Source organism: Ruegeria sp. HKCCSA071, assembly GCF_017872555.1.
Lineage (GTDB): Bacteria > Pseudomonadota > Alphaproteobacteria > Rhodobacterales > Rhodobacteraceae > Ruegeria.
This window is the reverse complement of record NZ_JAEDOX010000001.1, coordinates 79736-94371: the sequence shown is the minus strand read 5'-3', so window position 1 is coordinate 94371 and position 14636 is coordinate 79736. Positions and strand designations below refer to the sequence as shown.

The 14636-nt window shown below is 56.8% G+C and carries 13 protein-coding genes and 1 tRNA gene; 7 read left to right on the top strand and 7 right to left on the bottom strand.

Annotation, left to right across the window (positions count from 1 at the left end; all coding sequences use genetic code 11):
* Positions 1-125: 125 nt before the first annotated feature.
* A complete protein-coding gene (parE, locus tag I9188_RS00455; protein ID WP_209503375.1) occupies positions 126-2084 on the top strand; it encodes a DNA topoisomerase IV subunit B in 1959 nt (652 codons plus the stop codon).
* A gap of 1 nt (position 2085) precedes the next feature.
* Here parE and I9188_RS00450 read toward each other — a convergent pair whose 3' ends face one another.
* Positions 2086-2778 carry a hypothetical protein gene (locus I9188_RS00450; protein WP_209503373.1) on the bottom strand — a complete coding sequence of 231 codons (693 nt, stop codon included), beginning with the start codon at positions 2776-2778 and terminating at the stop codon, positions 2086-2088.
* Positions 2779-3136: 358 nt separating this feature from the next.
* Here I9188_RS00450 and I9188_RS00445 point away from each other — a divergent pair, with 358 nt between their 5' ends.
* A complete protein-coding gene (locus tag I9188_RS00445) occupies positions 3137-4108 on the top strand; it encodes a UDP-glucuronic acid decarboxylase family protein (RefSeq protein ID WP_209503371.1) in 972 nt (323 codons plus the stop codon).
* Positions 4109-4136: 28 nt separating this feature from the next.
* On the opposite strand, the gene I9188_RS00440 is transcribed toward I9188_RS00445, so the two are convergent.
* Complete coding sequence (locus I9188_RS00440; RefSeq protein WP_209503369.1) at positions 4137-4976, bottom strand: DMT family transporter; 840 nt, start codon at positions 4974-4976, stop codon at positions 4137-4139.
* Between the two features lie 1003 nt (positions 4977-5979).
* Positions 5980-6654 carry a TIGR04283 family arsenosugar biosynthesis glycosyltransferase gene (locus I9188_RS00430; RefSeq protein WP_209503367.1) on the bottom strand — a complete coding sequence of 225 codons (675 nt, stop codon included), beginning with the start codon at positions 6652-6654 and terminating at the stop codon, positions 5980-5982.
* Between the two features lie 73 nt (positions 6655-6727).
* On the opposite strand from I9188_RS00430, the gene I9188_RS00425 reads away from it, so the two are divergent.
* Together I9188_RS00425 and I9188_RS00420 are read left to right on the top strand one after the other, a co-directional pair.
* Positions 6728-7471, top strand: a complete 744-nt coding sequence (locus tag I9188_RS00425; protein ID WP_209503365.1) for a folate-binding protein YgfZ — start codon at positions 6728-6730, stop codon at positions 7469-7471.
* A 106-nt stretch (positions 7472-7577) separates the two neighbouring features.
* A complete protein-coding gene (locus tag I9188_RS00420; protein WP_209503363.1) occupies positions 7578-8519 on the top strand; it encodes an ABC transporter transmembrane domain-containing protein in 942 nt (313 codons plus the stop codon).
* A 53-nt stretch (positions 8520-8572) separates the two neighbouring features.
* Here I9188_RS00420 and efp read toward each other — a convergent pair whose 3' ends face one another.
* A complete protein-coding gene (efp, locus tag I9188_RS00415) occupies positions 8573-9136 on the bottom strand; it encodes an elongation factor P (RefSeq protein ID WP_209503361.1) in 564 nt (187 codons plus the stop codon).
* Between the two features lie 219 nt (positions 9137-9355).
* Between efp and I9188_RS00410 the strand changes: the two genes are divergently transcribed.
* Together I9188_RS00410 and I9188_RS00405 are read left to right on the top strand one after the other, a co-directional pair.
* The gene (locus I9188_RS00410) at positions 9356-9676 is read left to right on the top strand and encodes a DUF6280 family protein (RefSeq protein WP_037310273.1); all 321 of its coding nucleotides are present in this window, start codon (positions 9356-9358) and stop codon (positions 9674-9676) included.
* Between the two features lie 156 nt (positions 9677-9832).
* Entirely contained in the window at positions 9833-11290 is a 1458-nt protein-coding gene (locus I9188_RS00405) for a cobyric acid synthase (RefSeq protein ID WP_209503359.1), read from the top strand.
* A 3-nt stretch (positions 11291-11293) separates the two neighbouring features.
* On the opposite strand, the gene I9188_RS00400 is transcribed toward I9188_RS00405, so the two are convergent.
* The 3 genes from I9188_RS00400 to I9188_RS00390 all read right to left on the bottom strand — a co-directional run bounded on the left by I9188_RS00400 (position 11294) and on the right by I9188_RS00390 (position 14322).
* Positions 11294-12082, bottom strand: a complete 789-nt coding sequence (locus I9188_RS00400; RefSeq protein WP_209503357.1) for a hypothetical protein — start codon at positions 12080-12082, stop codon at positions 11294-11296.
* Positions 12083-12155: 73 nt separating this feature from the next.
* A complete protein-coding gene (locus I9188_RS00395; protein WP_209503355.1) occupies positions 12156-13574 on the bottom strand; it encodes a TolC family outer membrane protein in 1419 nt (472 codons plus the stop codon).
* A 94-nt stretch (positions 13575-13668) separates the two neighbouring features.
* Positions 13669-14322 (bottom strand): protein-L-isoaspartate O-methyltransferase, encoded by a 654-nt coding sequence (locus tag I9188_RS00390; RefSeq protein ID WP_209503353.1) that lies wholly within the window; start codon positions 14320-14322, stop codon positions 13669-13671.
* 224 nt (positions 14323-14546) lie between these two features.
* Between I9188_RS00390 and I9188_RS00385 the strand changes: the two genes are divergently transcribed.
* A tRNA-Cys gene (locus tag I9188_RS00385) sits at positions 14547-14620 on the top strand.
* Positions 14621-14636 lie beyond the last annotated feature (16 nt).

Sequence of the window (14636 nt, the reverse complement as noted above, 5' to 3'; positions counted from 1 at the left end):
AAGGACGGGTTATCTGCACGGATTGCAAGCGGCTTGGCAGAAAATCCACAACACCTCGCGTCCCTCTTCCCCCGGACCACATCACCTGCCATAATGGCGGAAACCCAAAAACAAGAGCAGCACCCATGCCCGAAGATCTGTTGACGCCCAGCGCCACCTCTACCTATGACGCCTCCTCGATCGAGGTGCTCGAAGGGCTGGAACCGGTTCGCAAACGCCCCGGCATGTATATTGGCGGCACGGATGAGCGTGCGCTGCACCATATGTTGGCCGAGATCCTTGACAACTCGATGGACGAGGCCGTGGCAGGCTATGCCAACCGGATCGAGGTCGAGCTGCATTCCGACTACGCCCTGACCGTCCGTGACAACGGGCGCGGCATCCCGATCGACCCGCACCCGAAATTTCCGGGCAAGTCCGCGTTGGAGGTGATCCTGTGTACCCTGCACGCAGGTGGCAAGTTCTCGGGCAAGGCTTATCAGACCTCGGGTGGCTTGCACGGGGTTGGTGCGTCGGTGGTGAACGCGCTGTCTGATTCGATGGTCGTGCAGGTGGCGCGGGACAAGCAGCTATATGAACAACGTTTCTCGCGCGGTATCCCACTTGGCCCGGTCGAAAAGGTTGGCGCGGCCCCGAACCGGCGCGGCACAACGGTGACCTTCCACGCCGACCCGGACATCTTTGGCCATCACAAGTTCAAACCCGCGCGGCTGTTCAAATCCATCCGTTCCAAGGCCTATCTGTTCTCGGGCGTCGAAATCCGCTGGAAAACCGCCATCGATGACGGTGAAACCCCGCTTGAGGCCTCGTTCCACTTTCCCGGCGGCCTGTCGGATTACCTGAAAGAGACGATGAACGGCTCGTCCACCTATGCCGAGCAACCCTTTGCGGGCACCGTCGATTTCAACGAGAAATTCGGCACCCCCGGCAAGGTCGAATGGGCGATCAACTGGACACCGTCGCGTGATGGATTCATCCAGTCCTACTGTAACACCGTTCCCACCCCCGAAGGCGGCACCCATGTGGCTGGATTCTGGGCCGCGATCCTCAAGGGGATCAAGGCCTATGGCGAGTTGATTAACAACAAGAAGGCCGCGCAGATCACCCGCGACGACCTGCTGACAGGTGGCTGCGCGCTGGTGTCGTGCTTTATCCGCGAGCCGGAATTCGTAGGCCAGACCAAAGACCGTCTGGCCACGGTCGAGGCGCAGCGGCTGGTCGAAAACGCCGTCCGTGACCATTTCGACAACTGGCTGGCGGCTGATACGAAATCCGCCGGCGCGATCCTCGACTTCCTCATCCTGAGGGCCGAAGAACGCCTGCGCCGTCGGGCCGAGAAGGAAACGCAACGCAAGTCCGCCACTAAGAAACTTCGTCTTCCCGGCAAGCTGGTGGACTGTTCCAGTTCAACACGCGATGGCACGGAATTATTCATCGTCGAAGGCGATTCCGCGGGCGGTTCGGCCAAGATGGGCCGCGACCGCAAAACGCAGGCCCTGCTGCCCCTGCGCGGCAAGATCCTGAACGTGCTGGGCGCGGCCAGTTCGAAACTGGGCACCAATGCCGAGATCAACGATCTGACACAGGCGCTGGGTGTCGGGCTTGGCACCAAGTTCAACGTCGACGACCTGCGCTATGACAAGATCATCATCATGACCGACGCGGATGTGGACGGGGCGCATATCGCGTCTTTGCTGATGACATTCTTCTTTACCCAGATGCGCCCGATGATTGACGCGGGCCACCTTTACCTGGCCTGCCCGCCCCTCTATCGCCTGACCCAGGGCGCCAAACGCGTCTATTGTCTGGACGAGGCCGAGCGCGACGAATGGCTGAAGAAAGGTCTGGGCGGCAAGGGCAAGATCGACGTGTCCCGCTTTAAGGGTCTGGGCGAAATGGACGCCAAGGACCTGAAAGAGACCACAATGGACCCCAAATCCCGGAAATTGATCCGGGTCACCATCGACGAGGACGAACCCGGCGAGACCGGCGATCTGGTCGAGCGTCTGATGGGCAAAAAACCCGAACTGCGGTTCCAATACATTCAGGAGAACGCGCGGTTTGTGGAGGAGTTGGATGTTTGATTTAGGATTTTTGTGGTTTCAATACCGACAATAATTCCAAAGCAATCTGATAACAAATTTCCAGTTCAATGTCTTTAAACTCATGTGGCCCCGAAATGTCAGAGGGTGACATTTCTAGCATATGAGGTTTTTTCGATAAAACGTGCAACGAACCGACATCACCTTGAGGCATCTGAACTTCAAACCTGACACCTCTCGTCGTGATGAAATATCTAATATTGGAAAACGCTCCCAATAGCAGCATTTCATAATTTCTATCCTTTATATTTTGGTCTACATGCCCTCCACCATCCTGATTTCGCATCGTGCGAATGAAGTCCATCCTACTTAATTTCAGTTGCCCCTGTAAGTTGATGATGCGTGTTTTTTTCCACCAAGTTTGGAAGTTGACGCGGCTGTCACTATTTACGACACCTACAGCGCCAAATCGGTTTTGCGCCGGAGTCGCTGACAATGAAATCTTTAGAGTTGGGAACCCAAAGTTCACCCAGCCTCTTTGGGGATTAGGAAAGTTCTCCCCGCTTAGCAATCCCAACGAGTTGGCAACAGCAGTGTTTTTTCCACCTTGATAGACTAATTGATAAATTGTCGTACAAAGCTGATAAGCTCTTGACCGCCGCCCGTCTTCGTATTCCTTTGAGAAGTCGTTGAGATCTCGAAAGAGCCGTTGATAGTGTCGTTCTATCCGTTTCATCTTGTCGTGCTACCTCAATCAATACAGCCATCAAAAAGTCAGCATAAAATACATCTAAACAACGATCACGCAGTTGGTTGGACAAAACAAGAAGTCAGCAATCAAAACAATCAAACTTTGCCGTCGTCTCGCGCCAACTTTGAGAGCGGACATGAAACACGCCCGCCCATGGGGGCAGGTCAGCCGCGTGCTTGATGCCTTGCATCAAGCATTGACTAGGCGGAAGACACCCCCACATCACACGCGCCCTCAAAAAACCAAAATCTACTGCAATTCAAATCCCTTCGGTTTACTAATCAAACCAAGACCCGGCTTCCCTGTGACAAGCTGGCTTGGATTTAATGATTAAGGATTTGCAATGGCCCGACTTTATGACAGTCGAAAACGTGTTCTCGTAACCGGTGGGGCCGGGTTTCTGGGCTCGCATCTGTGCGACCGGCTTCTGGATCAGGGGCACGAGGTTTTGTGCGTCGACAACCTGTTCACCGGCACCAAGCGCAATATCGACCATCTGCACAGCAACCCGCGGTTCGAGTTCATGCGCCACGATGTGACCTTCCCGTTGTTTGTGGAAGTGGACGAGATCTATAACCTCGCCTGCCCCGCCTCGCCCGTGCATTACCAGCACGATCCAGTGCAGACGACCAAGACCAGCGTGCATGGCGCGATCAACATGCTGGGGCTGGCGAAACGGCTGAAATGCAAGATCTTTCAGGCCTCGACCTCTGAGGTCTATGGCGACCCGACCATCCATCCGCAGACCGAAGACTATTGGGGCAACGTCAACCCGGTTGGGCCGCGGTCCTGTTATGACGAGGGCAAGCGCTGCGCCGAGACCTTGTTCTTCGACTATCACCGTCAGATGGGGCTTGAGATCAAGGTCGCCCGCATCTTCAACACGTACGGCCCCCGAATGCACCCCGCCGACGGGCGCGTTGTGTCGAATTTCATCATGCAGGCCCTGACCGGCGAGGCGATCACCATCTTTGGCGACGGAACGCAGACCCGGTCATTCTGTTACGTGGATGATCTGATCGAAGGGTTCATCCGCCTGATGGATACTGGCAAGGAGGTCACCGGCCCGGTCAATCTGGGCAATCCCAACGAATTCTCGATGAACGAGCTGGCCCGCGAGGTGCAGGCGCTTGTTGGCGCGGAAACCCCCATCAGTTTCAGGGAGTTGCCCGAGGATGACCCAAAACAACGTCAGCCCGATATCACGCTGGCGCGGACCCTTCTGAACTGGGAGCCTACGGTGCAGCTGAAGGAAGGGTTGGATGCAACGATCCGGTATTTCCGGGCGCTTCAATCAGAAGGCGCAGCCGGATAACGCGTCTCGCCGTGGCTCAGAGAATGGATCAGACCGCCGTGCCGATCAGCGCGACGCCAATCGCCATGAGGACCGCGGCGCCCAGGCGTCGCATCCAGTTGCCTTCCTTCAGGAAAATGAACCCGATCAGCGCCGCAAAGATGACCGAGGTTTCCCGCAGGGCCGAAACCGCCCCCAGCGGCGCAAAGTTCTTGGCGTAAAGCACCAGACCATACGCTGTCATAGAAACCAGCCCGCCTAAAAGGCCCGTCATCCATATTCTGGCTGGTAGGTCTTTCAGGGTGGCGCGTTTCCTGACTCCGACAAACCCTGCAATGAACAGGTGCAGAAAGGCCCCCCACGCCCAATAGCTGAGCGTATTGCCTGACAGCCGCACCCCGATGCCGTCAACGACCGAATAGATCGAAATGCAAAACCCGGTTCCCAGCGCGAATCCCAGCGCGCTGCGCCCGACGCCCGAACGCAGCGCGGCCCAGCTGCTCAGCTGAATGCCAACTGCGATCAGGGCGATTCCGCCCCAGGCTTGCCAGGGCAGAATTTCGCCCACCAGCGCCATCGCCCAAAGCGAGACCAGCGCCGGAACAATCCCGCGTGCTATGGGGTAAACCACACTCAGATCGCCATGCTGGTAGGCCTTGCTCAGCATGAAGTAATAGCCGAAATGCACGACGGTCGAGAGCAGGATATAGACAAAGCTCTGTGTGTTCGGCAGGGGCAGCACCAACACCATTACCGCTGCCGGCAACACCTGACCCAACGCGACCAGACCCAGCATGGTGGTGCGGTCCGCCGCCGTTTTCACGATGGCATTCCATACGGCATGCAGCAACGCCGCCGACAGAATAATCAGAGTGACGAACAGGGTCATGCCCGACCTTTCCCGCAGAATACGCGCAACAAGGGTCTTGGGCCCTATTCACTTGGGCGTGGTGTCTGTCAAAACCGGGATTTTTGTCAAGCGGGATTCCAGTGGTTAAAGTACCGCCACTGTCGGGGATGTGTCCGCAAGCCGCTCCTGGTTTCGTACTGTGCGCCGGTGTCTGGTAAGAAGTTACAACTGCACGTGATCCCGGTTGCAGGCAGCGTGCGACGTTCTAAGATCGTGCACATGAGTTTTGTGACTGACAACCAATTGCCCCTGCTTATCCTGTTTTTTCTGTCAGGATCGATCGGCACCGCCTTTTTGTTCCGTAAACCAGCAGGGCACAGGGCATGGAAACTGGCCGATCTGGTCTGGGTCGTGCTGGGTGGTATCGGCGCATTGGTGGCTGTTCTGGCGGGGCTTTATACGTCGGACAGTTCGCGACTGGATCGCCAGATTGATGTAGCCTACGCCGCAACATTGGCATTCGACCGGGATGCCGCACGGTTTCGTCTGCGTTTCTGCGACCCTGCTTACGATCCTGATACGGCAGTGCTGTGCGACAAGGTTGAATTTTTGTCGGCATCAACTGCCAGCAACTCGGAATTGCCCCTGTTCATCGCTGTAACCAACGAAGTGGCCCCCCTGCAGGGACTGCACTTCCTGTTCGGAAGTCAGGGCAAAGATGAAATGGACGAGCTGCGGGATATGACGGCCAAAGCTGATGCTTTCGATATCGACCAGTTCCTCGTTTTCACGTCTCTGGACGACAAAACACAGGTGGCCATCGACAACATGCGCCGCAAGGTGCCCGCGATTGCCGGAGATTATCAGATCCTGGCACAAAGCTATGACGACCTGATCCAGCAAGTCGGCAAGTTGAAGGACGAGTGGGAATACCTGCAGGCCAATGCCCATATTCTGGTTCTGCAAATCGTGGCGCTTTGTCTTGTTAGCTTTGCGGCCCCGTTTCGACTGGGAAAATCTTTGGTCGAGTTGCGCCGGGCGCTTAACGTCGATAGCCCCGCGCCAGCACCCGTGGATCAACCCCCAGAAAATAGCGCAGAAGTGTCCACAAGTTCCGTGCACCCCGCCGAAACCAACCTGCCTGTTCATAGCGCTCCGCGCTCGTAAAGGCACGCGACCCGAGTATCTCGATCCGTGGCAATGCGCGCACCAGCGCGACGTCTTCCATCAAGGGTTGGTCCGGATACCCACCAGCCGCCAGATAGACATCACGCGGAACCAGCAACCCCTGATCTCCGTAAGGTAAACCGAACAGACTGCTGCGCAGATTGGCCCATCCGGCCACCCAGGCCTGCGCAAACCCACGCGCGCGAAAAGCCAACCGAAACGCCGCTGGTGCGTTGGATGGCAGATGGGCGCTTACGCTCGTGGCCCATCCCTGTTGCAGCACGGTATCGGCATGAAGGATTAACAACCATTCACCATCAGCCTGCGCACACCCCCGGCGCAATTGACCACCGCGCGATGGCTCTCCTTTAAGAACAAGCGCGCCAACATCTTCTGCAATTCTCAAAGTCTGGTCTGTTGAACCTGCGTCGCTGACGATCAGGTCCCTGATCAGCCCGGAATGCACCCCTTCCATCAGGGCTTCTAGGCAGGCAGGCAAGGAACCGGCGGCATTCAAGGTTGGAATCACTACAGTGACGGGTGCGGGCACGTCCGATAACCTCTGGTCTTGACTGCAGGACTTCCTATATCACGAGGCCAAAGGCAATGACGAGGACCAAGCCATGCCCACCCGCCGCATCCTGCGCCTGACCGGCTCGGACACCGAAAACTTTCTGCAGGACCTTGTCACCAATGACGTTCGGGGGCTGGGCAATGGGCTTGTTTATACGGCGTTGCTTACTCCACAGGGCAAGTATCTGGCAGATTTCTTTCTGAAACGCGATAACGGTGGCGTGCTGCTGGACGTGGCCGAGCCACTTGCGGATGACCTGATCAAGCGCCTGAACATGTACAAACTCCGCGCGGATGTGGTGATCGAAGGCACGAATCTACATCTACAACGCGGCACAGGTCCAGCACCGGACACCGCCCTGCCCGACCCCCGTCACCCGGATATGGGTTGGCGTGTCTATTCGACAGCCCCAGAAGGCGATGACGGAACCGACTGGGACGCGCTGCGCGTTCGACACTGCATCCCCGAGGCTGGGGTCGAACTGACGCCAGACAGCTATATCCTCGAATCCGGGTTTGAGGCGCTGAATGGTGTGGACTTCAAAAAGGGTTGCTATGTCGGTCAGGAAGTGACTGCGCGCATGAAGCACAAGACCGAATTGCGCAAAGGCTTGCGGCGGGTCTTTGTCGAAGGCTCGGTTCCGGTGGGTACTGAGATTGCCGCAAACGGTAAACCCGTCGGCACCCTGTTCACGCAATCAGGCGGACACGGAATCGCGTATCTGCGCTTTGACCGTGCGAATGCAGACATGATGGCCGGAGACATCGTGGTTCGCCTGACGGATCAAGCGTAACTTGTTGCCAAATCGGCACGGCCTTATCCGCCGTTTATTTCGTAAAGTTTGAACCCGTTACCCAGCCCTGCCAATGTGTCGGCACAGGGGCAACACGGATACCCGCATGTTTCAGCTTTACTCCGCGATTTGGCGCGCCAGCGCCGGACGGCAGATTGTCCTCATTCTGTTATCCATTGCCATTGCTGCGCTTGCCGCGGTTCCGCTTGAATTTCAACGCGATATTGTCAACCACCTTACGTCCAACGATCTTCATGTCGAAAAGCTGGTTCTGCTGGGCATCGGCATGATGATAGTCATCCTGCTAAGCCTCGCCCTGAAATGGGTTCTGGGTTTTCGCGCGGGTACATTGGGCGAAGACATGATCCGGCTGATCCGGCAACGCTTGCTCTGGCGCGCGACCGACCTGAAGGAAACGGGTGAAAATCTGCGCAAGGGCACCATGACGACCGCCATCTCGGCCGAAGCCGAGGAACTGGGCAAGTTTGCAGGGGGCGCATTTTCGGACCCGGTGGTTCAGGTTGGAACGCTGATCAGCGTGATCGGGTATATATCCTCAACGCAGCCAGGCCTTGGCCTTATCGCGTTTTCCATGATTGTGCCCCAGATCATTATCGTTCTGGTGTCGCAACGCAAAGTGAACACGTTCGTCGCCGAACGCGTCCGCCTTTTGCGCAGCGCCACTGATAGGCTGACCACCGAGGATATCGATGCCGTCGAGCGGGATATCAATGCCCTGTTCGACGACATCTATGACACAAGGCGGCGCATGTTTCTTTGGAAGCTTTCGGCCAAGTTCCTATTGAGCGTAATCAACGGCGCCGGAACCGTAGGTATTCTGATGTTGGGCGGTTATCTGGTGCTGCAAGGAAAGACCGATGTCGGCACGGTGGTGGCCGCGACCAGCGGGCTTGGCCGGATACAGGGCCCGACCGCGTTCCTGATCGCCTTTTACAGACAAGTCAGTGCCAACCGCATCAAATACGAGCTGATGCTAGAACTATTCGGCCCGGACCCCGCGCATTACCGGTACCGCAACAGTGCATAAAAAAGACCGCGCAGCAGCTGTCTGCGCGGTCTGACATTAATAGCGACGAAACGTCACGCGCGTTCGGAATATTCCATCGTTTCGGTGTTCACGATGATCATTTCATCCTGACCGATGAACGGCGGCACCATGACTTTCACGCCATTGTCCAGAATTGCAGGCTTGAACGAGTTCGCGGCAGTCTGACCTTTGACGACCGGCTCAGTTTCGACGATCTTGCAGGTCACTTTCTGCGGCAGCGTCGCGTTCAGCGCTTCACTTTCGTAGAATTCGACAACAATCGTCATGCCATCTTGAAGGAACGGACGACGCTCGCCCAGCAAATCCGCTGGCAATTCAATCTGTTCGTATGTTTCGGCATCCATGAAGACCAGCATGCCATCGGTTTCATACAGGAACTGCTGATCCTTCTGCTCAAGGCGCACACGCTCAACCTTGTCAGCTGAGCGGAACCGTTCGTTCAGTTTCGAACCATTGCGCAGGTTGCGCAGTTCGACCTGCGCGAAAGCGCCGCCCTTGCCAGGCTTCACATGGTCAACCTTGACCGCGGCCCAAAGGCCGTCGTTATGCTCAAGCACATTGCCGGGGCGAATTTCGTTCCCATTTATCTTGGGCATTACATAAATCCTTCACAAACGGTTGATGCGTCAGTTGCGCCTCCTATATCTGGCGGGAACATACCTGACAAGACAACCAAACCTAGTGCTGCAGGTGCAGCGAGATATGCAAGTGACGCAACGCAACTATGCATATTAGCTGTATCCGAATCGCACTTTATCGGTCATAAGGACCGTCACGCCGAAAATTGCAAGAGCAAGAAAAACAAGGAAGACGAGATGAGAGATTTCGTTGACGGCACTGCCTTTAACAACGAACAAGGCAATCGTGCTCGCAAACTTTTCGCGGCCGTTGTGTTGGCCGCACTCGATGACGCCATTGCCGATGACAAGAAGTATGGCAATGGCCCGGAACAAATCGCCCGTTGGGCGCGCTCGCGCGATGGACGCGAAGTGCTGTCTTGCGCGGGAATCGACCCGAACGAGCGGGTTGTCAGCGGACTGATGGAGTTCGTTGGCCGTGGCGTGCGGACCTCGGTCGCGCTGTCGCGTGAAGAAAGCGAGCGTCGCAATGCCGCTCAGCAGGCTGAAGCTGCCTGATCCAAGGCTGTTTCAACTCAGAAAAAACGCGCTCTGCCATCAGAGCGCGTTTTTCTATGCGTATCCCACCACGATCCTGGGCGTCAGGGTGAGTTCGGGGCTTCCCCTGCCCGCCCAAATCAGGTCATCTGCGCCTTGACAGGTAGGAGACAACCCATGGTTCGCGCCATCATGATTCAAGGCACCGGCAGCAATGTCGGAAAATCCGTTCTGGTGGCGGGGCTTGCGCGGGCTTTTACACGGCGGGGTCATCGGGTTGCGCCCTTCAAGCCGCAGAACATGTCGAACAATGCTGCTGTTACGGAAAACGGTGGGGAAATCGGTCGCGCGCAGGCCCTTCAGGCACGGGCGGCAAGGCGGGCGACACATACCGATATGAACCCTGTATTGCTGAAACCCGAAACAGATACCGGCGCGCAGATCATTGTTCAGGGGCAGCGCGCGGGCACCATGAAAGCCGGTGATTACCGCAAGGATAAATCCAGACTGCTAAGCGCCGCATTGGAAAGCTTTGACCGATTGTGCAGCGACGCGGATCTGGTTCTGATCGAAGGGGCGGGCAGCCCGGCCGAAACAAACCTGCGCAAGGGTGACATCGCCAATATGGGTTTTGCCTGCGCTGCGAATATTCCGGTGATACTTGTCGGCGACATTCACCGCGGCGGTGTGATTGCACAAATCGTTGGCACTCAGGCGGTTCTGGATGACGGCGATCTTGCTCGAATTCAGGGCTTTGCCGTCAATCGGTTCAAGGGGGATGTATCCCTTTTTGACGAAGGGCGCGATGATATCGCCTCTCGAACGGGATGGCCCTGTCTGGGGGTTGTGCCATGGTTTCAAGACGCCTGGAAGCTTCCGGCCGAAGATATGATGGACATCCGTTCTCACACAGGCGGCACATGCAAGGTTGTTGTGCCACAACTTGAACGGATGGCGAATTTCGACGACCTTGATCCCTTGTCTGCCGAACCCGGAGTGAGCGTCGAGATCATTCCGGCCGGACACCCTTTGCCGGGCGATGCCGATCTGGTTTTGCTACCGGGCAGCAAGTCAACCATCGGAGATCTGGCCTATTTCCGTGTACAAGGCTGGGACATCGACCTGTTTGGTCATGTCCGGCGCGGCGGGCATGTGCTGGGTCTTTGCGGTGGCTTTCAGATGCTGGGCAAGACCATTTCCGACCCCGATGGCGTGGACGGTCGACCGGGTAAGGTCGAAGGGTTGGGGTTGCTGGATGTAGACACGGTCATGGGAGGGCAAAAGCAAGTTGTTCTGCGTACGGCCCATGCCTTGCCGGACCGAGAGCCGGTCACCGGATACGAAATCCACATGGGCCATACAGACGGGCCGGATTGCACCAATGCATGGCTTGAGGTCGAAGGCCGCCCTGAAGGCGCGGCCAGCGCAAACGGGCGGATCAAGGGAAGTTATCTGCACGGTATCTTTTCGTCCGACGCATTCCGGGCGCGGTATTTGTCAACGATAGGCGTGACCTCGGACCTGTCCTATGAGGACGGCGTCGAGCAAGCGCTGGACGATCTGGCCGATCATCTGGAGCGCCACATGGACCTTGACCTGCTGTTCAGCCTCGCGCAGCCCCCGCACAGCGGGTGATCGCTACTCCAGATCCTGAGCCGCAAGAGCGCGGGCGATCTCTCGCCTGACCATCTTGCGCACATTTCGTGTAATCCGCTCGCCCATCGTTCCTTGCAGCTCGGCGCGGACAACCTCTGCGATCAGGGTGCGCAGTGCGTCTTCATCCATGTCGATCGTCCTGACATTTTCGTCGGAATCAGGTTCTTCGGCATCGGCATCAGACACAACAGCCTGAGACGACCGGATGAATTCCGCCTGACCAGATGCGTCTTCGTCCTGCTGAACCGCCGCTGGTTCGTCACCACCGACAGCATCAATCGACATCGCAGCGGCAAATTCTTCTTCGACATCCCATGGCAGCGCGTGTGACGGTGTGCCCGAATATGCATCCTGGCTGTCACCGTCCGGTTCCCACTGATCTTCTGTTTGCGCAATTGCCGCTTCCAGCGCTTCGATCTTTGCACTCAGGCTGCTTGTTGCATCATCCGACGGAGCGCGTTTCGTCTCGGCGGCTTCTGGCTTGTCCTGGTCAGCGTTCGCAGGTTGACCCGTCTGAACGATGTCACAGGTGCGTAACAACATGGGCTTGGCGGCATCTGAAACTTCGGCTTCCGACACAGCTTTAGCGGGAATCACCCCCAATTGATCTGGTGTGCTGATGCGCAATGCATCAGTAAGCACCAGCCGCCCCGGCTTGCGTGCTTTAGTCGTTTGATCCGAGACGGTTTTATCACGACTGTCTTCACTGACCAGACGTTTGACCGAAGACAGAACGTCTTCGATCCCTGCTTTCACGACATTATCAGACATTGTTCTCTACCGCTCTATCCTTGGATCGAGTGTAGCCAAACAATCCGCGCCTCACAACAAATAGTATTGTCGATCAGTCCCGGCGCAATGCTTTGAGAACGCGATCCAGATCCTTGCTTTGCTTGCTGACCTGTGCCGGCGCATTCTTGACCAGATTGTAATACAATGTCGGATCATAGATTTGCACCGCCAACCCAAGACGCTCGGCTGTCAGAAGGCCCTGCGCCTGCAACAACTGATAGGCAGCCCGCGACCGTTCGGTGCGCGAAGCGACTTCTGCCAGCTGTGCATCCAGCAAATCCTGCTGTGCATTCAATACATCCAGAGTTGTTCGCGCGCCCAGAGTCGCCTCTTCCCGGATGCCATCAAAAGCCACTTGCGAGGCGTTAACGCGCTCGGTTGATGCCCTCAGGCTGGCGCTGGCCGCCTGAAACGCCGCATACCGGTCGGTCACACCCTGCGTGATGTTCTTTTGAACGTTCAGCAGATTCGCACGCGAGGCATCCCGGCTGGCCATTGCGCGACGCACATTTGCCGCCAACCGGCCACCCGCGTAGATAGGTTGTGTGAAGTTCAGCGACACGGTCGCGTCGTTCACATAGTCATTATTGTCATAGCGCTCGGACACGCCAGCATCGGCATTCAGGCTGACATTCGGCCCAAGGTTTGCCCGCTGTTGCTGCACGACCAGATCAAACGCCCTGACCTGATGCTGAGCCGATAGAATGGCCGGGTGGTTGCGTTGCGCTAGATTCACAGCTTCTGCTTCGGAACGCGGCAGATTGGGCAGGCTCGGCTGACCAGCCGTTCGCCCCGGTGCCTTTCCGACTGCATTCACGTATTCGGCCTGCGCAATGCTCAATTCACCGCGTGCCACCGCCAGATCCGCCTGAGAGCTTGCCAGCTGTGCTTCGGACAACGCGACGTCGGTCCTGGTCACTTCACCAACTTCGAAGCGGTCATTCGACGCCCTAAGTTCCTCTGCCGACACATCCACGTTGTTCTGGCGGATCGCCACGGTCTCTTCCTGCAGCAGAACGCCCAGATAGGCATTTGCTGCGCGAATAAGTACCTGTTGTTCAATATCAATCAGGGTTTGCCGGGTCGACAGCACCGTTTCCTGCGCCGACTGCTTGCCTAGTACAGACGCGCCACCATCATACAAAAGCTGGCTCAGCGTCAGGCCCGAAAAGAACCGCGACGGTTCGTTTGTCGTCACGACATTATTGACCCGCGAACGGGTGTAATCCTGGCTGACCTGCACGGTCCAGTTGATGATTGGCCGCAACGCAGAAAGCGCAATGGCCACATCTTCATCCGCCGCGCGCAGCAACGCCCGGTTCTGTTCAAGCAAACCACTGGTGTTATACGCGCCGATGAACGCATCCGTTATGTTGTCTGCCCACGCTGCACGCCCTGGCATCACGCTCATGGCAAGTCCTGCGGTCACAGCAAACGCCCTGACCAGCTTACCTGTCGCCGAACCACGCATACCAAAATCCTCTCAAACGAAATTACACTGCCCTGCAGGCAGTTTGCGGCCTTCTTTTCAACTAATCAAGGCGATAGAAAAATCTATCGGCGGACTATAGCGAAAATGCACACTCTGCCGAAAAACCTTCCAAAACCGGCGCATTGGCATTGAACACATCACGCCAACTGACGCGGCCCCCGGTTTTTCGACCAATCCGAACTGTACCCAGGTTGCCGTTGACAAACAGGCACACGATCCGACCGTGGTCCTTGAGTTGATCCAACAGGGCATCGGGCACCTGCTCGACACCGCCCTGCACCATGATTGCATCATAGGGACCGTGTTCCGCCACACCCTGTTCCAGCGCGCCAACGTGAATGATAGCGTTAAGCACTTCGGCTTCGGCCAAGAGGTTTTGCGCCTCGGTTGCAAGGGTTTCGTCGCATTCAACACCCACGACCAACTCAGCCATCCGTGCGGTAACAGCCGTGGAATACCCCATTGCCGGAGCGATATCTAAGACCATCTCATCCTTGGATATGTTCAACACGTCCAGCATTTTAGCCAGGGTCCGCGGCTCCAGCATGCTGCGCCCGCCACCCAGATCAATCAGGCCGTCCACATAGGCCGCCTCGCGCTGAGAATCGGGTACGAAGCTTTCGCGCGGAACACTCAGCATCGCCTCAATGATCGGGAACTTGGTGACGTCAGAGGGGCGGATCTGCGTATCAACCATTGTGCGGCGCCGGGCTGCGAAGTCAGTCATTGGATATCTCGTCTCATTCCCAAAGATGTCGGGCTTGTGCCATATCCTGAACCTTCCAGCAACGCCCCTGTTGCCGCAACCTGAATCGTGATCACCTTCTTGAGCGTAGACTTCGGCAAATTTCGGTCTTGCCGGCAAATTCGCACGCAATCCACTGGACGCCCCAGAGGAAAGCTGTTAAAAACCCAGTCACACCACAGCAAGTATTTGATTTTACTTGAAAAGGCGAGTTGGCGGAGTGGTGACGCAGCGGATTGCAAATCCGTGTACACCGGTTCGATTCCGGTACTCGCCTCCAATAAAATCAATGACTT